This window comes from Streptomyces sp. NBC_00162, assembly GCF_024611995.1.
GTDB lineage: Bacteria > Actinomycetota > Actinomycetes > Streptomycetales > Streptomycetaceae > Streptomyces.
On sequence record NZ_CP102509.1, the window covers coordinates 2,734,381 to 2,758,706 of the forward strand.

General features: G+C 70.8%; 16 protein-coding genes and 1 riboswitch. Of the genes, 4 read left to right on the forward strand and 12 right to left on the reverse strand.

Translation table 11 applies throughout. The features are described 5' to 3' along the window. Positions 1 to 14 precede the first annotated feature (14 nt). On the forward strand, positions 15 to 296 hold the full coding sequence (locus JIW86_RS12650; RefSeq protein WP_069922293.1) for an HPr family phosphocarrier protein: 282 nt from the start codon (positions 15 to 17) through the stop codon (positions 294 to 296). A gap of 191 nt (positions 297 to 487) precedes the next feature. Here the strand turns inward: JIW86_RS12650 and JIW86_RS12655 are convergent, their stop codons facing one another. The 4 genes from JIW86_RS12655 to JIW86_RS12670 all read right to left on the reverse strand — a co-directional run bounded on the left by JIW86_RS12655 (position 488) and on the right by JIW86_RS12670 (position 5,305). After that, positions 488 to 1,165, reverse strand: coding sequence for a GntR family transcriptional regulator (locus tag JIW86_RS12655; RefSeq protein WP_257553849.1), 678 nt, complete (start codon positions 1,163 to 1,165; stop codon positions 488 to 490). 190 nt (positions 1,166 to 1,355) lie between these two features. Beyond that, on the reverse strand, positions 1,356 to 2,156 hold the full coding sequence (locus JIW86_RS12660; protein ID WP_215148663.1) for a M23 family metallopeptidase: 801 nt from the start codon (positions 2,154 to 2,156) through the stop codon (positions 1,356 to 1,358). A 12-nt stretch (positions 2,157 to 2,168) separates the two neighbouring features. Then, a riboswitch (cyclic di-AMP (ydaO/yuaA leader) is annotated at positions 2,169 to 2,328 on the reverse strand. Positions 2,329 to 2,546: 218 nt separating this feature from the next. After that, the gene (locus tag JIW86_RS12665; RefSeq protein WP_257559300.1) at positions 2,547 to 3,914 is read right to left on the reverse strand and encodes a M16 family metallopeptidase; all 1,368 of its coding nucleotides are present in this window, start codon (positions 3,912 to 3,914) and stop codon (positions 2,547 to 2,549) included. A gap of 20 nt (positions 3,915 to 3,934) precedes the next feature. Beyond that, on the reverse strand, positions 3,935 to 5,305 hold the full coding sequence (locus JIW86_RS12670) for a M16 family metallopeptidase (RefSeq protein ID WP_257553850.1): 1,371 nt from the start codon (positions 5,303 to 5,305) through the stop codon (positions 3,935 to 3,937). Positions 5,306 to 5,493: 188 nt separating this feature from the next. Between JIW86_RS12670 and JIW86_RS12675 the strand changes: the two genes are divergently transcribed. Then, a complete protein-coding gene (locus JIW86_RS12675; RefSeq protein WP_257553851.1) occupies positions 5,494 to 7,950 on the forward strand; it encodes a DNA gyrase/topoisomerase IV subunit A in 2,457 nt (818 codons plus the stop codon). A gap of 107 nt (positions 7,951 to 8,057) precedes the next feature. Next, positions 8,058 to 10,112: a restriction endonuclease gene (locus JIW86_RS12680; RefSeq protein WP_257553852.1), complete on the forward strand. Its 2,055-nt coding sequence runs from the start codon at positions 8,058 to 8,060 to the stop codon at positions 10,110 to 10,112. Here JIW86_RS12680 and JIW86_RS12685 read toward each other — a convergent pair. Together JIW86_RS12685 and JIW86_RS12690 are read right to left on the reverse strand one after the other, a co-directional pair. Further along, complete coding sequence (locus JIW86_RS12685; protein WP_257553853.1) at positions 10,109 to 11,188, reverse strand: CobW family GTP-binding protein; 1,080 nt, start codon at positions 11,186 to 11,188, stop codon at positions 10,109 to 10,111. The genes JIW86_RS12680 and JIW86_RS12685 overlap by 4 nt on opposite strands. Positions 11,189 to 11,212: 24 nt before the next feature. Beyond that, complete coding sequence (locus JIW86_RS12690) at positions 11,213 to 12,382, reverse strand: citrate synthase/methylcitrate synthase (protein WP_257553856.1); 1,170 nt, start codon at positions 12,380 to 12,382, stop codon at positions 11,213 to 11,215. Positions 12,383 to 12,452: 70 nt separating this feature from the next. On the opposite strand from JIW86_RS12690, the gene JIW86_RS12695 reads away from it, so the two are divergent. Further along, the gene (locus JIW86_RS12695) at positions 12,453 to 13,676 is read left to right on the forward strand and encodes a citrate synthase (protein ID WP_257553857.1); all 1,224 of its coding nucleotides are present in this window, start codon (positions 12,453 to 12,455) and stop codon (positions 13,674 to 13,676) included. Between the two features lie 34 nt (positions 13,677 to 13,710). Here JIW86_RS12695 and JIW86_RS12700 read toward each other — a convergent pair whose 3' ends face one another. The 6 genes from JIW86_RS12700 to JIW86_RS12725 all read right to left on the reverse strand — a co-directional run bounded on the left by JIW86_RS12700 (position 13,711) and on the right by JIW86_RS12725 (position 24,324). After that, entirely contained in the window at positions 13,711 to 15,318 is a 1,608-nt protein-coding gene (locus JIW86_RS12700) for a glycoside hydrolase family 13 protein (protein ID WP_257553858.1), read from the reverse strand. Positions 15,319 to 15,369: 51 nt separating this feature from the next. Beyond that, on the reverse strand, positions 15,370 to 16,245 hold the full coding sequence (locus JIW86_RS12705) for a carbohydrate ABC transporter permease (protein ID WP_257553859.1): 876 nt from the start codon (positions 16,243 to 16,245) through the stop codon (positions 15,370 to 15,372). 15 nt (positions 16,246 to 16,260) lie between these two features. Next, positions 16,261 to 17,169 (reverse strand): carbohydrate ABC transporter permease, encoded by a 909-nt coding sequence (locus JIW86_RS12710; protein WP_257553860.1) that lies wholly within the window; start codon positions 17,167 to 17,169, stop codon positions 16,261 to 16,263. Positions 17,170 to 17,245: 76 nt separating this feature from the next. After that, entirely contained in the window at positions 17,246 to 18,643 is a 1,398-nt protein-coding gene (locus JIW86_RS12715; protein WP_257553861.1) for an ABC transporter substrate-binding protein, read from the reverse strand. A 203-nt stretch (positions 18,644 to 18,846) separates the two neighbouring features. Further along, the gene (locus JIW86_RS12720; protein WP_257553862.1) at positions 18,847 to 19,857 is read right to left on the reverse strand and encodes a LacI family DNA-binding transcriptional regulator; all 1,011 of its coding nucleotides are present in this window, start codon (positions 19,855 to 19,857) and stop codon (positions 18,847 to 18,849) included. A 174-nt stretch (positions 19,858 to 20,031) separates the two neighbouring features. Beyond that, positions 20,032 to 24,324 carry a discoidin domain-containing protein gene (locus JIW86_RS12725; RefSeq protein ID WP_257553863.1) on the reverse strand — a complete coding sequence of 1,431 codons (4,293 nt, stop codon included), beginning with the start codon at positions 24,322 to 24,324 and terminating at the stop codon, positions 20,032 to 20,034. Positions 24,325 to 24,326: the final 2 nt, after the last annotated feature.

Consider the following 24,326-nt stretch of genomic DNA (forward strand, 5'->3'; position numbering starts at 1 on the left):
TGAAGGGCATCACCATGGCAGAGCGCCGCGTCAACGTCGGCTGGGCCGAGGGCCTGCACGCTCGTCCCGCCTCGATCTTCGTCCGTGCGACGACCGCTTCCGGCGTCCCGGTGACCATCGCGAAGGCCGGCGGCGACCCCGTCAACGCCGCTTCCATGCTGGCGGTTCTGGGCCTGGGCGCCCAGGGCGGCGAGGAGATCGTCCTCGCGTCCGACGCCGACGGCGCCGAGGCGGCGCTGGACCGCCTCGCGAAGCTGGTCGCCGAGGGTCTCGAGGAGCTCCCCGAGACCGTCTGACCCTTCACACGCGAAAGCCGCGACCCCTGCCGTCCGGGGCCGCGGCTTTCGTGTTCACACAGGGGAATGTCCACGCAGGGGAGTGTTCACCCAGAGGAATTCGACTCCGCAGGAATTCGGCACGCCGAATTCACGCCACCCGGAATTCCGGAAGCGGCGCACGAATACCGATCCTTTGTATACGGGCCCTGTTAATGACGGCCGCTCGACATGTTTACGGCAGGTTGCGAAGTTCTCACGGCCGCCCGTATCCGCAGCCGGTGCGCCCCCGCCGCCCGGTCGGCGTGGACGGCCGCCAGTGCCCGCGCCCGCTCCGCGTCCCCGCGCGCCACCGCGTCCACGATCGCCCCGTGCTCCGCCCAGGACTCCACCGGCCGGGCCGGCGCCTCCACCACGTACATCCACGCCACCTTGTGCCGCATCTGCGTGAGCAACGCGATCAGGCCCGGGCTCCCGGAGGCCTGCGCGAGCGTCTCGTGGAACCAGCCGCCCAGGGAGCGCAGATCCTCGCCCTGGCCCCGCCTGGCCCGCTCCTGGCCCAGCCTGACCAGCCCTCTCAACACCTTGAGGTGGGCCTCGGTGCGCCGCCGGGCCGCCTTGGCGGCCGCCAGGGGCTCCAGCAGCATCCGCAGCTCGAGGAGGTCTACGGCCTCCTGCTCGGTCGGCTCGGCCACACAGGCACCCGCGTGGCGCCGCGTGGTCACGAACCCCTCGGACTCCAGGGTCCGCAGCGCCTCGCGCACCGGGACGCGCGAGACTCCGTACCGGCGGGCCAGCACCTCCTCGGTCAGCCTGCCGCCCGGTTCGAAGACCCCGGAAACGATGTCGTCGCGGATCGCTGTGCATACCGCGTGCGCAGGAATACGCAAGACCGGACCTCCGCCTATTTCCGATTTTCGACTGCCACGCCCATTGGACACGCATGCGCGTGCTGCGACTCTATTGCAACACACGATAATTTCCGAGAGCGGCCGGAAATGACAAACATGTATCCGGCACAGCAGCGCGAAGGCCCCGGCTCGGGGAGCCGGGGCCTTCGGTGAAGCGGTGGAGTGCGGATCAGACGCTGACGCCGTGCGAGCGCAGGTACGAGATCGGGTCGATGTCCGAGCCGTAGTCGGCACCGGTGCGGGCCTCGAAGTGCAGGTGCGGGCCGCTGGAGTTGCCCGTGGAGCCCGAGAGGCCGATCTGCTGGCCGGGGGTGACCTGCTGGCCGACGGAGACGCTCAGCGAGGACATGTGCCCGTACTGGGTGTACGTACCGTCGTTGTGCTTGATCACGACGTTGTTGCCGTACGCGCCGCCCCAGCCGGCCTCGACCACGACGCCGACGCCCACCGCGTGGACGGTGGTGCCGGAGGCGGCGTGGAAGTCGATGCCGGTGTGGCTGCCGGAGGACCACATGCCGCCGCCCGCCTTGTACTGCGTGCTGACGTACGAGCTGTCGAGCGGCGAGACGAAGGTGTTGAGGCGCTTGCGCTCCTCCTCGCGGGCGGCGCGCTCGGCGGCCTCGCGCTCGGCCTTCGCCTTGGCCTCGGCGAGGCGCTTGGCCTCGGAGGCCCGCTGCTTCGCGTCGGCCTCGGCCTGCGCCTTGGCGGCGGCGTGCTCGGCGGCACGCTGCTGGGAGGCGGCCTGGTCCTCGATGTCACCCGCGAGGTCCTCGGCGACGACCGCGCCGAGCGCGTTGTCCGGGGCGGAGTGGGTGTTGCCATTGTCCGCGGCGAAGGCCGGGGCGGCGAGGGAGCCGACGACGCCAGTGGTGGCGAGGGCGGCGATACCGGCGTAGCCGGCGGTCTTGCGGCTCAGACGGCTGGAACCGCGGTGCTTGCCGGAGCCGGCGGGACGACTGCCAAACGCCATGAAGGGGCTGATCCTTTCCTTCCTTCTCGCCTACCGGGTTAGCTGACGGGTTCGGAGCAGGAAGGTCTCCTACGGGCCTCCTCTTGCGAGGCGGTCCGATTCACCCCAGGGACTGATGTGGGTCCCCGGCTCCCCAGGCTCGCGCCTGACGGGGACTCGGCGATCGCTGCCCGGTGCCGCGGATGCGGCGGGTACAACTGACGGACAGCACGGGTGACGCTAGGCGGATCATCAGTCAATCGCCAAACAGACACGCCTTTTTGTTGCGTACGCCACATCACATAAAAGCAACCTCTCCACTAAACGGACAAAAAGGGGCTCTGGCGGACAAGCCCGCCAGAGCCCCTTGCCGTGTCGGCCGGTTGGCCGTCGGCTGCCGTTCGGTTGCCGTCAGTTGGTGACGACGCTCACGTCGCCGATCCCCAAGGCCCGCACCGGCGCCTCGATCTGCGCCGCGTCGCCCACCAGCACGGTGACCAGCCGGTCCGCGGGGAAGGCCTTCACGACCGCCGAAGTCGCCTCCACCGTCCCGGTTTCGGCGAGCCGCGCGTACAACTGCGCCTGGTAGTCGTCCGGCAGCTCCTGCTCGACCTGGTCGGCGAGGGTGCCCGCAACCGAGGCCGCCGTCTCGAACTTGAGCGGGGCCACGCCCACCAAGTTCTGCACCGCCACGTCCCGTTCGGTGTCGGTCAGGCCGCCCTCCGCGAGGGTGCGCAGCACCTTCCAGAGGTCCTCGAGGGCCGGGGCGGTGTTCGGGGTGTCCACCGAGCCGCTGATGGCGAGCATCGAGGCGCCCCTGCCGTCGGCCGTGGAGCGCAGCACCTGGCCGAAGGCGCGCACGCCGTACGTGTACCCCTTCTCCTCGCGCAGCACCTTGTCCAGGCGGGAGGTCAGGGTGCCGCCCAGGCAGTACGTGCCGAGCACCTGGGCCGCCCAGACCCGGTCGTGCCGGTCCGCTCCGATCCGGCCGATCAGCAGCTGCGTCTGGACCGCGCCGGGCCGGTCCACGATGACCACGCGGCCGGTGTCGTCGGCGGTCACCGGCGGCACCGGGAGGGGCTCGGCGGTGCCGCCCGTCCACGCGCCCAGGGTGTCTGCGAGGACGGCGTCCAGGTCGATGCCGGTCATGTCGCCGACGACCACCGCGGTGGCGGTGGCGGGGCGTACGTGGGCCTCGTAGAAGGCGCGTACGGCCGCGGAGTCGATACGGGCGACCGTCTCCTCGGTGCCCTGGCGCGGCCGGGACATGCGCAGGCTGGCCGGAAAGAGCTCCTTGGAGAGCTGCTTGGCCGCGCGGCGCTGCGGGTTGGCCAGCTCGTGCGGGATCTCGTCGAGCCGGTTGCGCACCAGCCGGTCGACCTCGGCGTCGGCGAAGGCCGGCGCGCGCAGGGCCTCGGCGAGCAGGCCCAGCGCCTTGGGCAGCCGGGAGGCCGGGACCTCCAGGGAGACCCGCAGGCCCGGGTGGTCGGCGTGCGCGTCGAGGGTGGCGCCGCAGCGCTCCAGCTCGGCCGCGAACTCCTCGGCGGAGTGCTTGTCGGTGCCCTCGGACAGGGCGCGGGACATGATGGTCGCCACGCCGTCCAGGCCCTCGGGCTCGGCGTCCAGCGGGGCGGCGAGGTTGACCTCGACCGCGATCACCTGCTGGCCCGGGCGGTGGCAGCGCAGCAGGGTCAGGCCGTTGGAGAGGACCGAGCGGTCGGGGGCCGGGAAGGCCCACGGCTGCGGCTCGCCGGCCTGCGGCTGCGGGTGGAAGGTCATCGTGACGGCTGCGGTGTCGCTCACTGCTCCGCCCCCTCGTTCTCGTCGTTCTCGGCGGACTCGGCGGACACGTCCGACTCGTCGGATTCGTCGGCCGCGATCGGCTCGTAGACCAGCACCGCGCGGTTGTCCGGGCGCAGCCGGGCCGCGGCCACGGCCTGCACCTCCCCGGCGGTCACGTCGAGGACCCGCTGCACGGCGGTCAGCGCCAGCTGCGGGTCGCCGAAGAGCACCGCGAACCGGCACAGTTCGTCGGCCCGGCCCGCGACCGTGCTCAGCCGGTCCAGCCACTCCCGCTCCAGCTGCGCCTGCGCGCGCTCCATCTCCTCGGCCGTCGGGCCCTCGGCGGCGAAGCGCGCGAGCTCCTCGTCCACGGCCGCCTCGATGTCGGGGACCTCGACCCCGCCGGAGGTCTTGACGTCCAGCCAGCCCAGCGAGGGCGCCCCGGCCAGCCGCAGGATGCCGAACCCGGCCGCGACGGCCGTCTGGTCCCGGCGTACCAGGCGGTTGTGGAGCCGCGAGGACTCGCCGCCGCCCAGGACGGTCAGCGCCACGTCGGCGGCGTCGCACTCGCGGGTGCCGTCGTGCGGGAGCCGGTAGGCGGCCATCAGCGCACGCGCCGGAACCTCCTCGACGATCTCCTCGCGCAGCTCCCGGCCGATGACCTCGGGCAGCGAACCGTCACGGGGCGGCTGCTTGCCGTCGTGCGAGGGGATGCTGCCGAAGTACTTCTCGACCCACGCGAGCGTGCGCTCCGGGTCGATGTCGCCGACGATCGACAGCACCGCGTTGTTGGGCGCGTAGTACGTACGGAAGAAGGTGCGCGCGTCCTCCAGGGAGGCGGCGTCCAGATCGGCCATGGAGCCGATCGGCGTGTGGTGGTACGGGTGGCCCTCGGGGTAGGCGAGGGCGGTCAGCTTCTCGAAAGCCGTGCCGTACGGGACGTTGTCGTACCGCTGGCGGCGCTCGTTCTTGACGACGTCACGCTGGTTCTCCATGGACTCGTCGTCCAGGGCGGCCAGCAGCGAACCCATCCGGTCCGCCTCCAGCCACAGCGCGAGCTCCAGCTGGTGGGTGGGCATCGTCTCGAAGTAGTTGGTGCGCTCGAAGCTGGTGGTGCCGTTGAGGGAACCGCCGGCGCCCTGGACCAGCTCGAAGTGCCCGTTGCCCGGTACGCTCGCCGAGCCCTGGAACATCAGGTGCTCGAAGAGGTGAGCCAGGCCGGTACGGCCCTTGACTTCGTGGCGCGAGCCGACGTCGTACCAGAGACAGACCGCGGCGACCGGGGTCAGGTGGTCCTCGGACAGCACCACGCGCAGGCCGTTGGCCAGCCGGTGCTCGGTCGCTGTCAGGCCGCCGGAGCCGGCCTGGGCTGTGGCCGTGTGACCCATGGGCATGTGATCCCTTCGATCGCGATGCAGAGATTTCCGTCAGACCTGCCACTGTATGCAAGCGCGTCGGCAGCCGGATAAGTTCCCGGGTCACACTGGGTCGGAGTCGGCGCTGTCGGTGCCTCGGGCCACAATGGTCCGCGTCAGACCCCCAGCACACTCATTCTTGGTTAAGGAGCCGCGCAGCGATGGCCCGCCGCAGCACGAAGACCCCGCCGCCGGAGGATTTCGAGGAGAAGATCCTCGACATCGACGTCGTCGACGAAATGCAGGGCTCCTTCCTCGAGTACGCGTACTCGGTGATCTACTCCCGTGCCCTGCCCGATGCCCGGGACGGCATGAAGCCGGTGCACCGCCGCATCGTGTACCAGATGAACGAGATGGGGCTGCGACCCGACCGCGGCTATGTGAAGTGCGCCCGCGTCGTCGGCGAGGTGATGGGCAAGCTCCACCCGCACGGTGACGCGTCGATCTACGACGCCCTCGTGCGCATGGCCCAGCCCTTCTCGATGCGGCTGCCGCTGGTCGACGGCCACGGCAACTTCGGTTCGCTCGGCAACGACGACCCGCCGGCCGCGATGCGTTACACCGAGTGCAAGATGGCCGACGCCACGTCACTGATGACGGAGTCGATCGACGAGGACACCGTCGACTTCACCGCCAACTACGACGGCCAGGAGCGGGAGCCGGTCGCGCTTCCCGCCGCGTATCCGAACCTGCTGGTCAACGGCGCGTCCGGAATCGCGGTCGGCATGGCCACCAACATGCCCCCGCACAACCTCGGCGAGGTCATCGCGGCCGCCCGCCACCTGATCCGCTACCCGCAGGCGGACCTGGAGGCGCTGATGCGCTTCGTCCCGGGCCCGGACCTGCCCACGGGCGGCCGGATCGTCGGGCTCTCGGGGATCAAGGACGCGTACGAGAACGGCCGCGGCACCTTCAAGATCCGCGCGACGGTGGCGGTGGAGAACGTGACGGCGCGCCGCAAGGGCCTGGTCGTCACGGAACTGCCCTTCACGGTCGGCCCCGAGAAGGTCATCGCGAAGATCAAGGACCTGGTCGGCTCGAAGAAGCTCCAGGGCATCGCGGACGTCAAGGACCTCACCGACCGCTCGCACGGCCTGCGCCTGGTCATCGAGATCAAGAACGGCTTCCACCCCGAGGCCGTGCTCGAGCAGCTCTACAAGCTGACGCCGATGGAGGAGTCCTTCGGCATCAACAACGTGGCGCTGGTGGACGGGCAGCCGCTCACGCTCGGCCTCAAGGAGCTGCTGGAGGTCTACCTCGACCACCGCTTCGAGGTCGTCCGGCGGCGCAGCGAGTTCCGCCGCACCAAGCGCCGCGACCGCCTGCACCTGGTCGAGGGCCTGCTGGTGGCGCTCATCGACATCGACGAGGTCATCCGGCTCATCCGGGACAGCGACAACTCCGCGCAGGCCAAGGCCCGGCTGATGGAGCGGTTCTCGCTCAGCGAGATCCAGACCCAGTACATCCTGGACACCCCGCTGCGCCGCCTCACCCGGTTCGACCGGATCGAGCTGGAGTCCGAGCGCGACCGGCTGACCGGCGAGATCGACGAGCTGACCGGCATCCTGGAGTCCGACACCGAGCTGCGCAAGCTGGTCTCCACGGAACTGGCGGCGGTCGCCAAGAAGTTCGGCACCGAGCGCCGCACGGTGCTGCTGGAGTCGGCCGGCACGGCGGTGGCGGCGGTTCCGCTGGAGGTCGCGGACGACCCCTGCCGCGTGCTGCTGTCCACGACCGGCCTGCTGGCGCGTACCGCGAACGGCGATGCCCTTCCGGAGGAGGAGGGCGGCGCCCGCGCCAAGCACGACCTGATCGTCTCGCAGGTCGCGGCGACCGCCCGGGCCGAGGTCGGCGCGGTCACCTCGTACGGGCGGCTGCTGCGGCTGTCGGTGATCGACCTGCCGCAGCTGCCGGACACCCACGCCGCGCCGAACCTGGCGGGCGGCGCCCCGGTCTCGGAGTTCCTCTCCGGGCTGGAGGCGGACGAGAAGGTGATCTGCCTGACCTCGCTGGACGAGTCCTCGCAGGGCCTGGCGCTGGGCACCGAGCAGGGCGTGGTCAAGCGCGTCGTGCCGGACTACCCGGCCAACAAGGACGAGCTGGAGGTCATCACCCTCAAGGAGGGCGACCGGATCGTCGGCGCGGTCGAGCTGCGCACGGGTGAGGAGGACCTGGTCTTCCTCACCGACGACGCCCAGCTGCTGCGCTACCCGGCCTCCCAGGTGCGCCCGCAGGGCCGTCCGGCGGGCGGTATGGCGGGCATCAAGCTCGCCGAGAACTCCAAGGTGATCCACTTCTCGGCCGTCGACCCGGCCCGGGACGCGATGGTCTTCACGGTGGCGGGCTCGCACGGGACGCTGGACGACTCGGTGCTGTCCGGGAAGCTGACCCCCTTCGACCAGTACCCGCGCAAGGGTCGCGCCACCGGTGGTGTGCGCTGCCAGCGGTTCCTGAAGGGCGAGGACGTGCTGGTGCTGGCCTGGGTGGGCAACGCGCCGGTCCGGGCGGCGACGGCAAACGGCACACCGGCCGAACTGCCGGCCGTGGACCCGCGCCGCGACGGCTCGGGGGCCGCGCTGCCCGCGTCCGTGGCGGCGCTGGCCGGGGGCGCGCTGTAGGAGGTACGAGGTCATTCGGGTGGTACGTCCGGGGGACGTACCACCCGAATGGCGACTAGTGTTTTCCCTCTTGGCACTGTCGGGTGGGGCGGGGAGACACAGAGCTGATGAGTCGTCGGTCGGGCGGAGTGATCGGGGACTGGGCGGAGGCCCAGCGCCGGATGCAGCAGACGCAGCTGATCCAGCAGCGCGAGACGGAACGCCGGCAGCGGGCGTACGAACGGGACGTGGCCCGGGGCCAGCGGCAGCACCGTGAGGCCGAGGCCCGGCGGCGGACCGAGCAGCTCGACGCCGAGGTCGCCGCCCTGCAGGGCCTGTTGGTCACAGGATGCCGGGCACCGGCATTCCGGATGGCCTCCCTGGTCCGCCCCGAGCATCTGGAACCGTTCAGCCCCGGGGCTCTTGCGCAGCCGGTGCCGATGCCCCGTATCGAGCAGTTCCAGCAGCAGAGCAGCGGCTGGACCCTCGGATCGAGCCACCGGGCACAAGCCGAGCGGGCGGCTCATGCCCGGTACACCCAGGCCTGGCAGGCCGCCAACGCCGCAGAGTCGCAGCGGCAGCAGCAACTGGCGGCGTACCGGCAGCAGTACGACCGCTGGGCGGCGGAACAACTAGCCGGAATCCGGGCGCACAACAGCGGGCTCACCGAGCTGGCCGGGGCACTGAGCGCGGGCGACGCCGAGGCGGTGGTGGAGTACTTCTCTGCCGCCCTGTACGCCTCAACGGCCTGGCCCGAGGCCCTGCCGAGGCAGGTGGCGGCTGCGTACGACCCGGCCGCACGCCAGCTGGTGCTGGACTGGGAGCTGCCCGGGTACCCGGTAGTACCGGAGGCCAGGTCGGTGCAGTACCTGCCGAGTACGGGCCAGGACAAAGTGAAGCCTCGCCCGGTCACGGAGCGGCGGGCAATGTACCGGGACCTTCTGGCGCAGTGCATGCTGCTCGTGCTGCGCGAGCTGTACGCGGCGGACGAGTTCAGCGTGCTGGACTCGGTCGTGGTCAACGGATTCGTGGACTGCCCTGATCCGGTCACGGGGCAGGAGGCGCAGTTCGTACTCGCCTCGGTCTCGGCCGTACGCACGACTTTCGCAGGACTGCGACTTGAGCAAGTCAGCGCAGCGGACTGCCTGGTCGAGGGGTTGCGGGGGCAGCTCTCTGCGCGGCCCGACCAGCTGACGGCGGTGCGCCCCGGGCGCCGGCCTGGCGAGGTGGGCGGTGTCGTCAGCCACGGCGGGCACGCGGGCGGCGACGAGGACGAGCCCGACCTCTTCGCGATGGACCCGATCGCCTTCGAGAACCTGGTGGCGGAGCTCTTCCGGGCGATGGGCATGGAGGCGGTGACCACCCAGCGGTCGGGCGACGGCGGCGTGGACATCGAAGCGGAAGACCGCACCCCGCTCCGGGGCGGGCGGATCGTGGTGCAGGTCAAGCGCTATCGGAGCCGACTCAATCCCGACGTGGTACGGGAGCTTTACGGCACGGTCCAGGCCATGGGCGCGAACAAGGGGGTGCTGGTCACCACCGCGTCCTTCGGGCGGGGCTCGTACGACTTCGCCGAAGGCAAGCCGCTGGAGCTGGTTTCCGGCGTCCAGCTCGTGGAGCTGCTGCACCAGTACGGGCTGCGCGGCCGCCTCGGCGGTGGTCCGGCGGTGCAGCGGACGCCGGAGCCCGCCCCTTCGGCCGACCACAACGTGCTCGGCATGTCCTGGTCGGGCGCGGTCGCGCTCGACGTGTGCGCGCTGGTCTGCACCGGCAACCGGGTGCTGAGCGAGGAGCACTTCGTCTTCTTCAACAACCCGCGGACGCCCGACGGTTCGGTGCGCACCCGCGCGCACACGGGGCCCGACAAGGCCGCCCTCGAGGTCACCTTCGAGGCCCTGCCCGGCGAGGCCGACCGGCTGGTCCTGGTGGCCGCGATCGACCCGGAGGCCGATCCGCACGCGGACCTGGCCGGTTTCACGGACGCCCGGATCCGGCTCCTCGACGCGGCGGGCGCGGAGGCGGGGCAGCTGGAGGTGTCCGACGGCCGGGCCGGCGAGACCGCCCTCGTACTCGGGTCCTTCCGGCGCCGGGCGAACGGCGACTGGGACTTCGTGATCGGCGGCAAGGGCTACCGGGGCGGCCTGGAGGACCTGCTGCGCGAGTACGGCGTCGAGGTCGCCTAGGCCTCGGCCGTTTCGGCCTCCGGCTCCGGCTCCGCGGGCCGGGCGACGTACCGCAGGACGCCCCACATGCTCTCCGGGCGCGCCTCGTGCAGGGCCGGTTCGCGGCAGGCTTCCAGTTCGCCCAGCAGGCCCGGCCCGTCGGTGCCGGAGCCGATCAGGACCAGCTGCGTCAGCCGGCGCTCGCCCCGGCCCCAGGGCCGTGGGGCGAAGCGGAGGAACCGGCCGACCGCGTGGACCTCGTACCTCTCCTCGTGTCCGGGCACGCCGAAGTAGACGAAGCCCTTGATCCGGTAGAGCCCGGCCGGGCGGCGGTCGAGGAAGTCGATGAACCGGCGCGGCGAGAGGGCCTGTTCGGTGACGAACTCGAGGCTCTCGTACGCCGCGTGTGCGTGCGAGCAGTGGTCGTGGTCGTGGTCCTCGGCCTCCGCGAGCAGGTCCTCGAAGGAGAGCTGTCCGCGGGTCTCGGTCCAGGGCCGCCGGTCGAAGAGCAGCTCGGGGTCGATCCGCCCGTGGTCGGCGCCGACGACCGGGGTGCCCGGAGCGCACAGGGTGCCCAGAAGGCCCTCGATCCGGGCCCGCTCCACGTCATCGACCCGGTCGGTCTTGTTGAGCACGACCAGGTCCGCGACGGCGAGGTGCCGGTCGGTCTCCGGGTGCCGGGACCGGGTCGCGTCGAACTCCGCCGCGTCCACGACCTCCACCATGCCGCCGTAGCGGATGCCGGGATTCTCGCTGGCCACGAGCATCCGGATCATCTCCTGGGGCTCGGCCAGCCCGCTCGCCTCGATGACGATCACGTCGATGCGGTGCACGGGGGCGGCGAGCTTCTCCAGGTACGCGTCGAGCTCGCTGCCGTCGACGGCGCAGCACAGGCAGCCGCCGCCGAGGGAGACCATCGAGTCGCCGACCTGGCCGGCCACCGACATGGCGTCGATCTCGATCGACCCGAAGTCGTTGACGACGACCCCGATCCGGGTGCCGGCGCGGTGGGCGAGGAGATGGTTGAGCACGGTGGTCTTGCCGGATCCGAGGAATCCGGCGAGGACGACGACGGGGATGGGCTGCCTGCTGTTCACCCGGTCGATCGTATCCAGGTGTCGTCAGCCGAGCGCGGGCACCGGCTGTGGCGGGGTGGGCCCGGTGTACCGGGCGGCAGGCCGGATGATCTTCGAATCGGCGGCCTGTTCCAGGATGTTCGCGCTCCAGCCCACCACGCGGGCCGCGCAGAAGGTCGGGGTGAACATCTCGCGCGGGAGCCCGCACAGTTCCATGACCACGCCCGCGTAGAACTCCACGTTGGTGTGCAGTTCGCGGCCGGGCTTGAGCTCGGCGAGGATCTCCTCGACCTGACGCTCGACCTCGACGGCGAAGTCCACCAGGGGGCCGCCGAAGTCGCGGGCGATGTCCCGCAGCATGCGTGAGCGGGGGTCCTCGGTGCGGTAGACGGGGTGGCCGAAGCCCATGATCCGCTCCCCCGCCAGGACCCGCTCGCGGATCCACGGACCGATCCGGTCCGCGGTGCCGATGGCGTCCAGCGTGTCCAGGGCCCGGCTCGGGGCGCCGCCGTGCAGCGGGCCGGAGAGCGCGCCGATCGCACCGGTCAGGCAGGCCGCGACGTCGGCGCCGGTGGAGGCGATGACGCGGGCGGTGAAGGTGGAGGCGTTGAACCCGTGGTCGATGGTGGAGATCAGGTACTGCTCTATCGCGCGGGCCGTGACCGGGTCGGGCTCCTGCCCGGTCAGCATGTAGAGGTAGTTGGCCGCGTACGGGAGGTCGTCGCGCGGCTCCACCGGCTCCAGCCCCTGCCCCAGCCGGTGCAGCGCGGTGAGCAGGGTCGGTACGGCGGCGCAGGCGGCCAGCGCGTCGGCGGCCCGGCGGCCCGGGTCGAGGTCGTAGACCGGGCGGAATCCGGCGGATGCGCCGAGCAGCGAGAGCGCGGTACGCAGTCCGGCGAGCGGTCCGGAGAGCGCGCAGGCCCTGGCCAGCGCGGGGAGGGCGTCCCGTACCTCGGCGGGCAGCCGGCGCAGCGGGACGGTCTCGGCGGTGAAGGCGGCGCGCTGGGCGGCGTCCGCGGGCAGCGTGCCGCGGAACATCAGGTGCCAGACGTCCTCGAAGCTGCGGCTCTCAGCGAGCTCGACGGCCGAGAACTGACGGTAGTGGTAGAAGCCCTCACGGCCCCGGACGTCACCGAGCTCGGTCTCGGTGACCACGACTCCCGCGAGACCGCGCGGGGCTTCGAAGGTACTGGCGGTGGTGTCGGTGGTGTTCATGCATCGACCATCGATGATTGATGGAATCCTTGTCAATATTGATTGAATCAACGTATGTAGGGTGGTGTGCATGAACGAAGAGCGACGGCTCACCACCCGGCAGGCCGCCGAGCTGCTCGGGGTGAAGCCCGCGACCGTGTACGCCTACGTCAGCCGGGGTCAGCTCACGAGCCGGCGCGACCCGGTGGGGCGCGGCAGCAGTTTCGACGCCAGTGAGGTGGAGGAGCTGGCCCGGCGCAGCCGGCGCGAGGCGGCGGTCCCGGCCGGGGAGCTCGCCGTACGGACGGCCCTCACGCTCATCGAGCCGGACCGCTACTACTTCCGGGGCGTGGACGCCGTGGCCCTGGCCTCGCGGTACGCCTTCGAGGAGGTCGCGGAGTGGCTCTGGACGGGAACGCTCCCGCGCGGGGCGCGGTTCACCGCTCCCCCGGAGCCGCTCGCCGCGGCCCGCCGGGCGGTGGCCGCCCTGCCGGAGCACAGCGGCCCGGTGGACATGCTGCGGGTGGCGGTCGCCGCCGCCGCGGTGGCGGATCCGCTGCGCTTCGACCTCTCCGAGGAGGCGGTACTGGGCTCCGCGCGCTGCCTGATCCCCACGCTGGTCGGCTCCCTGCCGGTGGTGGGTCCGCCGGGGTGGGCCGGGGACGGCCGGACGGCCCGGCAGCTGTGGCCGCGGCTGACGGCCCGCGAGCCGGACCCGGACGCGCTGGCCGCGCTGGACCTGGCGCTGGGACTCCTCGTGGACCACGATCTGGCCGCCTCCACCCTGGCGGTACGGGTGGCCGCGTCGGCGCGGGCACATCCGTACGCGGCGGTGTCGGCCGGGCTCGGCGCGCTGGAGGGGCCGCTGCACGGTGCGGCCGGACGGCTCGCGCACCGGATGCTGGTGGAGGTGCTGGAGCGGGGCGGAGCCGCGCCGGTGGTGGCGGAGTACCTCCGGTCGGGGCGCCGGGTGCCGGGGCTCGGCCACCGGCTGTACCGGGGCGAGGACCCGCGTGCACTGGCGCTGTTCGCACGGCTGGAGGGCCTGCCCCAGGCGGCCCCCGCGCTGGCCGCGGCACGCGAGGTGGCCGCGGTGATGGCCCGGCAGGGCGGGCTGCACGCCAATGTGGACCTGGCGCTGGCGGTGCTGACGGTGTCGTGCGGGATGGCGGCGGAGGCCGGGGAGACGGTCTTCGCGGTGGCGCGCACGGCGGGCTGGATCGCGCACGCGCTGGAGGAGTACCAGGAACGGCCGCTGCGGATGCGGCCGAGCGGGGAGTACCACGGACCCCGCCCACCCCAGCCGATGCCGTGACGGGCGGTGGGGCGGGGGCGGTCCGGCCGCGGCGTCAGGTCCGCAGCCAGACCGCCGTGTCCTGCGGGAGCAGCCCCGTGTCGTCAAGGGCGGAGCTGCCCAGCAGGAGATGGGTGTGGGCCGGCAGCGGGACCGGCCCCTCGGACAGGTTGACCACGCAGACCAGTCCGTCGGGGCGGACGAAGGCCAGCACCCCGGGCGGCACCTGAAGCCACTCCAGCGAGCCGCCGCCGAAGCCGGCCGCCTCGCGGCGCAGCCCGAGCGCCGTCCGGTAGAGGGTCAGCATGGAGTCCGGATCGCCGTCCTGCCGGTCGGCGGCGTACGTCGGCCAGCTCGCGGGCTGCGGCAGCCAGGGGTCGTTCCAGGGTTCCGCGGTCCACGGCAGCGGGACCCGGCAGCCGTCCCGGCCGGGGTCGGTGCCGCCGGAGCGGAAGTGCATCGGATCCTGGATCCGGCTGAGCGGTATGTCAGCTTCCGGCAGACCCAGTTCCTCGCCCTGATAGACGTACACGGCGCCGGGCAGGGCCAGCGTCAACAGGGCGGCGGCACGCGCCCGCCGGGTGCCGAGCGCCAGATCGGTCGGGGTCCCGAAGACCTTGGCGGCGAAGTCGAAGCCGGTCTCGGCGCGCCCGTATCGGGTGACCGTACGGGTCACGTCGTGGTTGCAGAGCACCCAGGTGGCCGGAGCCCCGACGGGCGCGTGCTCGGCGAGCGTCTCCTCGATGGAGGTGCGCAGCCGCCGCGCGTCCCACGGGCAGCTGAGGAAGGAGAAGTTGAAGGCGGTGTGCAGCTCGTCGGGGCGCAGGTAGCGGGCGAAGCGCTCGGAGTCGGGCAGCCAGACCTCGCCGACGAAGATCGCGTCGTACGCGTCGGCGATGGCGCGCCAGGAGCGGTAGATGGTGTGCAGCTCGTCGCGGTCGATGTACGGGTGGGTCTCTCCGGGCCAGGGTTCCGGTGAGCGGCCGGCCAGGTCGGGCAGGGCCGGATCCTTCGCGAGCAGGGCCGCGGAGTCGATGCGTACGCCGGATACGCCCCGCTCGAACCAGAAGCGCAGGACCTCCTCGTGCTCGCGACGGACCGCGGGGTGGTCCCAGTTGAGGTCGGGCTGCTCCGGGGTGAAGAGGTGCAGGTACCACTCCCCGTCCGGCACCCGCGTCCAGGTGGCGGCCCCGTTGAACTGCGACGGCCAGTCCCCCGGGGGCAGTTCGCCGTGCTCGCCGCGTCCCGGGCGGAAGTGGAACAGCTCCCGCTCGGGGCTGCCGGGGCCGGCCGCGAGGGCGGCCCGGAACCACGCGTGCTGGTCGGACACGTGGTTCGGGACGATGTCGACGATGGTCCGGATGCCCAGCTCGCGGGCTTCGGAGATGAGCTTCTCGGCTTCGGCGAGGGTGCCGAAGGCGGGGTCGATGGTGCGGTAGTCGGCGACGTCGTAGCCGCCGTCGGCGAGGGGTGAGAGGTACCAGGGGGTGAACCACAGGGCGTCCACGCCGAGTTCGGCGAGGTAGGGCAGCCGGGCCCGGACGCCCGCGAGGTCACCGGTGCCGTCCCCGTCGCCGTCGGCGAAGCTGCGTACGTACACCTGGTAGATGGCGGCCGAGCGCCACCAGTCGGCGGCGTTTTCGGGCAGGGGAAAGTCAGCCACGAGGGGTCCTTTCACGGGGGCGGCCGGGCGTGGCGGTGCGGGCTGCGGACGTCAGCCCTTGAGGGAGCCCGCCGTCAGGCCGCTCATGATGTTGCGCTGGAAGATCAGGAAGATGACGAGCGTGGGCACCGAGGCCATCGCGAGTGCGGCGATGAGATGGTTCTCGGGGACTCCCGAGGCCAGTGAGTAGATGCCGACGTTGAGCGTCTGGAGCGCCGGGTCGGGGAGGGTGAGCATCGGCCAGAGGAAGTCCTTCCAGACCCCGACGATCGCGAAGATCGACACGACGCCCAGGATGGGCCGGGACATCGGCAGGACGATCGAGCGCAGGGTGCGGACCGCGCTCGCCCCGTCGATGGCGGAGGCGTCGAGGATCTCCTGCGGGATGGAGTCGAAGAACCGTTTCAGCAGGAAGATGCTGAAGGCGTTGGTGACGGACGGCAGCCAGATCACCCAGGGCGTGTTGAGCAGGTTCCGCTCGATGAGCGGCATGTCGAGCACTGTGAGGTACTGCGGCACGACCAGGACGGTGGCCGGGATCATCAGGGTCGCCAGCATCATGCCGAGCACGGCCTTGCCGAGGACGGGGCGCAGCTTGGACAGCGAGTACGCGGCGGCCACGTCGAGGACGAGCTGGAAGGCCAGCGCCCCGAAGGCGTAGTAGAGGGTGTTGAACAGCAGCTTGGCGAGGTCCATGACCTTCCAGGCGGCCGTGTAGTTGGCGGTGTGCAGGGAGTCGGGCACCAGGGTCGGCGGGACCTGGGCGAACTCCTCGGTGCTCTTGAGGCCGTTCGCCGCCATCCAGTACAGGGGGCCGAGGAAGACGAGGGTGAAGCCGCCGACGACCAGGACGAGGGCGGTCCAGTACAGGATCCTGCCCCGGGTGCGGCCCAGTTGCGCCGGCGATATCAGCGTGCGCTCTGCCATGTGAGGGGCTCCTTGTCAGCTCTCGTTGTCGCGGCTGAGGCGGACGTAAAGCGCGGAGAAGCCCGCGAGCAGGACGAGCAGGCACAGGCCCAGGGCCGCGGCGCCGCCGTACTGGTTGAAACTGAAGGCGTACTGGTAGATGAGGACGACGACGGTGGTGGTCGAGCCCTCGGGGCCGGCTCCGCCGGTCAGCAGGAACGGTTCGACGAACACCTGCATCGTCGCGATGATCTGCATCAGCAGCAGGAGCGAGAGGATCAGCTTGGTCTGCGGGATCGTGACGTGCCAGATCTTGCGCAGGAGCCCCGCCCCGTCGAGTTCGGCGGCCTCGTACAGCTCACCGGGGATGCCCTGGAGCGCGGCGAGGTAGATCAGGGTCGCACCGCCCATGTTCATCCACGTGGAGGCGATGACGACCGAGAGCATCGCGGTGTCGGTGGACTGCAGCCAGTCCTGCGCGGGGAGGTGCAGGAACTCCAGCACCCTGTTGAAGAGGCCGTATCCGGGATCGTAGAAGTACTTGAAGAGCAGGACCGAGGCCACCGGCGGCATCATCACCGGCAGGTAGACGAGCAGGCGCAGATAGCCCTGGCCGTGGCGGAACTCGTTCAGCACCAGGGCCACCACGAACGGGACCACGAAGCCGAGGAGCAGGGCCAGTCCGGTGAAGAGCAGGGTGTTGCGCCAGGCCTGCCAGAAGTTCGGGTCCCCGAAGACGTAGGCGAAGTTGTCCCAGCCGACCCAGCGGGTGGCGCCGTTCTCGGTCTTCTGGAAGGCCAGCAGGAACTCCCGGACCATCGGGTACCAGGAGAAGAAGGAAAAGCAGAGGACGGCGCCGATCAGGAAGCCGTGGGCCGTGAGGTTCCGCTTGAGCGCCCGGCGGAACTCCGCACGGGAGGCTCGGGGCAGGGTGGGGGCCGACATCGCCGCTCGCTCCTTGGTGGGTCTTCGTCTTCGGTGCGCGGGAGGCGGGGGTCCCGGCGGGGACCCCCGGACGCCGCTACTGGTTCCCCAGCACCTGGTTGACCGCCTTCTCGGCGTCGCCGAGGAGCTGTGCCGGGTCCGCGTCCTTGTTGGTGAGGACCCCCGACATCACCTTGTCGAGGACCTTGTAGATCTCCTGCGCCTTCACCGGCTCCGGCTTTCCGGGCACCGGGTTGTCCAGGAAGGCCTTGAAGTTGGCGACCGGCATGGTGGCGCTCGCCGACTTCAGCTCGTCGTCCTTGGCCTTGCTGGCTCCGGTGAAGAAGGCGGGCTGGGGAAGGCCGACCGGCAGGCCGTCGGCCTTGCTGCGGTCGTACTGGAACTGGCCCTTGCCGACCGCGAGGGTCTTGAAGTTGAGCCAGGCGACGGCGGCCTTGACCTTGTCGGGCGAGCTGCCCTTCTTGATCATGTAGCCGTTGCCGCCGGCCAGGGTGGCCGCGCCGCCCGGGATGGGGCCCATGCCGAAGTTCTCGTACTTGGCGCCGAGCTGCTGGACCATGTAGGTGATGTCGTCGGGCGCGGCGAGGAACATGCCGAGCTTGTCCGAGGCCATCTGCTTCTGCAGGTCGCCCCACTTGAGCAGCTGGGTCTTGCCCATGCTGTCGTCCTCCCAGCGCATGGCGTGGAGGTTGTCGACGATTCGCGCGCCGGTGGCGTTGTTGAAGGCGGCCTTGCCGTCGGCGCCGACGACGTCGCCGCCCATTCCATAGGTGGTGGCCGTGAAGTGCCAGCCGCCGGTGTTCTCCACGCTGTACTCGCCGAAGCCGGCGACTCCGTTGCCCAGGGCCGCGATCTTCTTGGCGGCCGCCCGGACCTCCTCCCAACTGCGCGGCGGGGTGTCGGGGTTGAGGCCGGCCTGCTGAAAGAGCTTGCGGTTGACCAGCAGGCCCATCGTGTAGTTGCTGGTCGGCAGGCCGTAGAGCTTGCCGTCCCGCTTGAGGACGTCTGTCACGTTCTTGTCGATGTCGTCGAGCGCGGGCACCGAGGCGGGAGTGACGTACGCCGAGATGTCCTCGGCCCCGTCGTTGTCCAGCACCTGCTGGAGGTCGGTGAAGTAGGCGTAGAAGACGTCCGGCTGGGACTTGGCCTTCAGCATCGCGGTGAAGCGCGGGGGTTCCAGGCACTGGCCGGGGGTGGAGCGGCCCTCGATGGTGACGTTCGGGTACGTCTTGTTGAACTCCGCCACGTCCTCCTTCCACTCCTTGAGCTCGGCCGCCTTCGCCGCGGGCGGCATGCAGTCGATGGAGAGGGTGACCTTGGTCTTCGGGTCGAGCGGGGCGGAGGCGTCGGTGGAACCGCCGGCGGCCTGGGGCTTGCCGTCGCCGCTGCTGCTCGTGCCGCAGGCTGCGAGGGCGGTCACGGCGAGCGCGGAGGCGAGGGCTGCCGCGACGTTGCGGCGGACGTTGGTTCTCATCGGTGGTCCCCTTCGAGCATCGGGCAGGAGGCGTGGGGGCGAGCGCGGCACACTCAACCACCGCCGATAGATGAACGCAATATCTCGCGCAAATTTCGTAATACATTGACAGTCAGATGTCGGACGCGGAATGCAAAAAGGGCTCCGGAACGTCTGTGTGACGTTCCGGAGCCCTGGGCGCAGCTGCGCGGGCGCTACGAGGGTCAGCCGCGCGGGGCCTGTGCGGTGGAGCCGCGGACCACCAGCTCCGGCTCGAAGAGCAGCTCGCCGGGCTGCACGGCGGCGCCCTGGATCTGCGCGGTGAGCAGTTCGACGGCGGCCCGGCCCATGGCCTCGATGGGCTGCCGGACGGTGGTCAGCGGGGGCTCGGTGCAGTTCATGAAGGCCGAGTCGTCGTAGCCCACCACGGAGACCTGCCGGGGTACGTGCAGCCCCCGGCGGCGGGCCGCCCGTACCGCGCCCAGCGCGAGCGGGTCGCTCGCGCAGATGATGCCGGTGACCCCGCGGTCCAGCAGCCTGGAGGCGGCCGCATGGCCTCCTTCCAGGGAGAACAGCGCGCGCTCCACATGGGCTTCGGGCAGTTCGGTGCCCGCCGCGGCGGCCACCGCCTGGGCGGCCACCAGCTTGCGCAGCGAGGGCATGTGGTCGGGCGGGCCCAGCACCAGGCCGATCCGCTCGTGCCCGAGCGAGGCCAGGTGGCGCCAGGCCTGCTCGACCGCGACGGCGTCGTCGCAGGCCACGCACGGGAAGCCGAGGTCCTCGATGGAGGCGTTGATGAGCACCACCGGAACCTTGCGGTCGGACAGCAGCCGGTAGTGCTCGTGCGGGGCGTCGGCCTGCGCGAAGAGGCCGCCGGCGAAGACCACTCCGGACACCTGCTGCTGGAGCAGCAGTTCCACGTAGTCGGCCTCCGAGACCCCGCCGGTGGTCTGGGTGCACAGCACTGGCGTGAGCCCCTGCTGGGCCAGCGCACCGCCGATGACCTCGGCGAAGGCGGGGAAGATGGGGTTCTGGAGCTCGGGCAGGACCAGCCCGACCAGCCGGGCACGCTCGCCGCGCAGCTGGGTGGGGCGCTCGTACCCGAGGACGTCCAGGGCGGTGAGCACGGACTGGCGGGTCGCCTCCGAGACGCCCGGCTTGCCGTTGAGCACCCGGCTGACCGTTGCCTCGCTGACTCCCACCTTCTTCGCCACTTGAGCAAGTCGTCGCGTCATGAGCGCAAGACTAGCGCAAGGAATGCAAGTTCCTTGCGGTTCGATTAGGGCCAGTTTGGCGCATGTAAGCCCGGTCCGAAAGGGGTCGGGCCAGGGGGCTTCGCCCCCGTCCGGAGATGGCCGCGGCGCGGGCGGGGCACCGCGGAGGCGCCCCGCCCACTGTCTGCCCAGCGGCTACGGCAGTTGGTTGATCTTGAACGTCGAGGTCGTGTTCCGTACGTCCACGGCGTTGTCGCTCGTCTTCAGGTTGTGGACGGTGACCTCACCGACCGCCGGGCCCTGTCCCGCCTCGGGCATCTCGTTCGCCCAGAGACCGAATCCGGACTTCGCGTCGAAGGCGTCGCCGCTCTTCTTCGCCCCGGTGATGGTGATGTCCCTCAGGATGGTGTCCTTGATGGGATTGACCGGCTGACCGCCGACGTACTGCGTCTGGAACATGATTCCGCTGTACGTCGGGTCGACGATGTCGACGTTGTTGATCCGAATCCCCTGGAACACCTTCGAGGCCGAGAACAGCCAGATTCCCGGGAAGGTCTGCGCCCCCCAGAAGTGGCCGCCGGACCGGACGATCGAGATGTTCTCGAAGGTCGTCGGATCCGTCCCGAAGCCGTTCATGGGATACCCGAAGTCCAGCGAGCTGATGGTGATGCCCGAGTAGACGAGAGTGTCGGCGATGTGGATGTTGCGGAAGGTGTTGTTGAAGCCGCCGTAGACGGCGACACCGGCCGCGCGCCAGGTCAGGATCGAGGTCAGGTTCTCGTAGACGTTGTTCTTCATGTCCGAGCCGCCCGCGTCGATCGCGGAGAACAGCGCGAAGCTGTCGTCGCCCGTGGCCCGCGCCTCGTTGTTGGTCACGAGGTTGTCCGTGGAGCCGTTGGTCATGTTGATGCCGTCGGCGAACATGTCACGGATCCGCGAGTTCTTGATGGTGATCCGGTCCGTGTTGGCGCCCCAGTAGAGGCACACCATGTGCTCGTTCCAGATGTTGTCGATGGTGATGTCGGAGACGTTCGAGAAGTCGAAGACCTTGCCCGGGCCGTCGATGCGCGAGGTGTAGTTGCCGAAGTAGGCGAAGCCAGAGAAGGACGAGCCCTTCGCCGTGCCCTCCGCCCGCCAGCCGATGTCGGTGTTGTCCTGGGAGGACGGGGCCTGGAATCGGGTGAACCACGGTCCGGCGCCGACCACTTGCACGGCCTTGCCGTACACCTGGAACTTGCTCGCCGTCTGGTAGTCGCCCGGCGGCAGGTAGACGCCGGCGAGCTTGCCGGTGGTGTCCATCCGGACCTTGTCCAGGGCGTTCTGCACGTCCTGGTGGGTGAAGCCGGCGGGCACGGTGTAGGTCGCCGGGTCCGGGTTGGGGAGAGCCGTGGCCTGCTCCAGGCTGACGAAGTCGATCGCGTAGGTGGAGGTGTTGGCCGCGTCCTTCTGGAGGCGGATCTTGCTGCCCTGCGGGACGGTCTCGCCCAGCAGGATGTTGGCCTCGTCGTAGATGTGCCGCGGCGCGCCGGAGCCGGGCGAGTTCCCCGGTGAGGCCTCGGCGCCGTACAGCCAGGCGTATGTGGAGGTCAGCGGCAGGGTCTTCTTGAGGGTGCCGTTGACGTAGACGTTGATGGTGGAGTCGATGCCGCCGCCGCCCGGGGCGTCCGGGATGGAGAAGCGGGTGACCAGGGTGTTGGTCGCGGCCCGGGTGGTGAACTCGACGTACTCGCCGGTCGCGTCGAGGCTGACGGCCTTGCGGCCCGAGGCCTCCCCCGCGATGTCGCCGATGGTGCGGTTGGGTCCGACGACAGTGGCTCCGCCACCGACGGCCCCGTCCTCCGCCTCGTACATGTCGAAGGGCATGTTCGCCCCGCGGCCCACGAAGAACGGCTTGGTGGAGGTGTTGTTGCCGCGCTTGACCGGCAGTTCGTTGGCGTCGTCGGCGAGGACCACCTTGACGGTGTACTTGCCGTTGGCGGCCGGCCAGCTGCCGAGCGCGATCGGGGCCGAGGAGGCACCGGCCGCGAGGGCGCCGCCGAAGGATCCCGTCAGGGTGCGGACGGTGGCGCCGGCCGCGTCCTGCAGGGTGAGGGTGACCCCGTGCGTGCCGGCGGCCGCCGCCACCGTGCCCTGGTTCTTCACGGTGACGGTGAAGTCCACCGGCTGGCCTGCGGAGGGTGCGCCGGGCGACCAGCTCACGGCCGAAGCGACCAGGTCCGAGCTGTCGACCGGGCGGACCACGAGCGGCGAGGCGGTGAAGGTGTTGTTGCTGTCGTTCTGCTCGACGACCGTGTCCGCCTCGTCCACGACCGCGCTCAGCGGGTACGTCCCCGCGTCGCGCGGGCCGATCCCGGCGGTGACGGTGGCCGTCGCTCCCGCGGCGAGCGCGGGCGCGTCGGCCGCAGCGATCTTGGTGCCGCCGAGCCGGAAGGAGACGGCGGAGGTGGCGGCCGGGGCTGGGCCGCTGTTCCTGACGGTCGCGGAGAGGGTGACGGAGTCCGATTCCACCGGGGTGGCCGGGGCCGCGCTCAGCGCGCTGATCTCCAGGTCGGGGTTGGGCGCCGGGACGCCGATGACCTGGAATTCGGCGATCTGGCCGTTGGAGGCCCCGGTGTTGGCGGTGAAGCGCAGCTGCACGTCCGCGATGCGGGCGGTCAGCGGGATGGTGACGGTGTTGCCGGACGCCGGGTCGAAGGCGTAGTCCTTGGCGGCGACCAGACCGGTGACCCCCGCGGCGCTCTGCTCCCGGCCGAGAACCTGGATGTTCTGGGTACGGGTGCCCCACCCGCTGTCCGGGTTGAGCTTGAGGACGATGCGGTCGAGGTCGGCGTTGGCTCCGAGCTTCACCGTGAGGGTGCTCGGATAGGCACCGGCCGCGCCCTCCCAGTAGGTGCTGGTGCTGTTGTCGTTGGCGTTCTCCGCGACGAAGGTGTGGATCACGGAGGAGCCGGCGATCGGCTTGCCCACGGCAAGGTTGGAACCGCCGCCCCCGCTGCCGTTGCGGGTCACGGTGTTGCTGTCGCCGGAGCGGTTGCCCGCGGCGTCCTTGGCGCGCACGAAGTAGCTGACGGTGGCGCTCGTGGGCTGGGTGTCGGTGTAGGTGTAGGTGGTGACGTTGCCCGCGACGGTGGTGCGCAGCTGGTTGTTCGCGTACACCTCGTAGCCGGTGACGCCCACGTTGTCGGTGGCCGCCTGCCAGGTGAGTTTGACCTGGCCGGCGGCGGGTTCGGTGAGGGTCAGGGAGCCCGGGGCGGTCGGGGCCTGGGTGTCGCCGGTGTCCCCGGCGCGGGTGACGCTGTTGCTGTTCGGGGACTGGTTGCCGGCCGCGTCCTTGGCGCGCACGAAGTAGCTGACGGTGGCGCTCGTGGGCTGGGTGTCGGTGTAGGTGGTGACGTTGCCAGCCACGGTGGTGCGCAGCTGGTTGTTGGCGTAGACGTCGTAGCCGGTGACGCCCACGTTGTCGGTGGCCGCCTGCCAGGTGAGCTTGATCTGGCCGGTGGCGGGCTCGGTGTAGGCGAGCGCGGTCGGGGCCGTAGGCGCCTGGGTGTCGCCCGTCTGCGGCCCGTAGATCTCCAGCTCGGATAGCTGGCCGCCGGGTTGCACGGAATTGAGCGAGATCAGCACGCGGAGGTAGCGGGTGGTGGCGGCGTCGAAGGCGATCGTCACGGCGTTGCCGCCGGCCGCGTTGAAGTCGTAGCCCCTGGAGGCGGTGATGTCGGTGAAGTCCGAGCCGTTGGCGCTGCCCTGGAGCTTCAGGGTCTGGGTACGGGCACCCCAGCCCTCCGGCAGCCTCAGGACCACGCGGTCCACGCGTACGGAGGCACCGAGGTCGGCCTGGATCCACTGGGGCATCGCGTTGTTGGCGCTCTCCCAGTAGCTGGCGGTGTTCCCGTCGTTGGCGTTGGCCGGGACGTAGACCTGGGTGCTGCTGCTCGCGGTCAGGGTCTTGCCGAGCGCCAGGTTGGCGGAGGACTCGCCGGGGGCGCGGACCTCCAGCTCGGAGAGCTGCGCGGCCTGCCAGCCCGTGTTCGCGGTGATGTCGATCCGGACGTACCGCGTCTGGGTGGCGGGGAAGGCGATGGTCACCACGTTCCCGCTGCCCTGGCCGAAGGTGTAGGCGGCCGAGCCGACCAGGGTGCTGAAGGTGGTGCCGTCGGCGCTGCCCTGGACGGACAGGGTCTGGTTGCGGCTCTCCCAGGCGGCGGGCAGCTTGAGCACCACCTGGTCGACCCGGGTGGTGGCGCCGAGATCGGTCTGCACCCATTGCGGGAGGGTGCCGCCGGCGCTCTCCCAGTACGTCGACTGGTTGCCGTCGGTGACGTTGGCGGCCCCGTAGGCGCCGTTGGTGCTGCTCGCGGCCGCGGGGCGGCCCGCCGCGATGCTCGGACCGCCGGCGGCCACCGCGCTCAGGGCGGGCCAGCCCGTGATCAGCAGGGCTGTGGTGATGAGGGCGGCGAGTGCCCGCCATCTCCAGTTGAGCCTTCTCATAT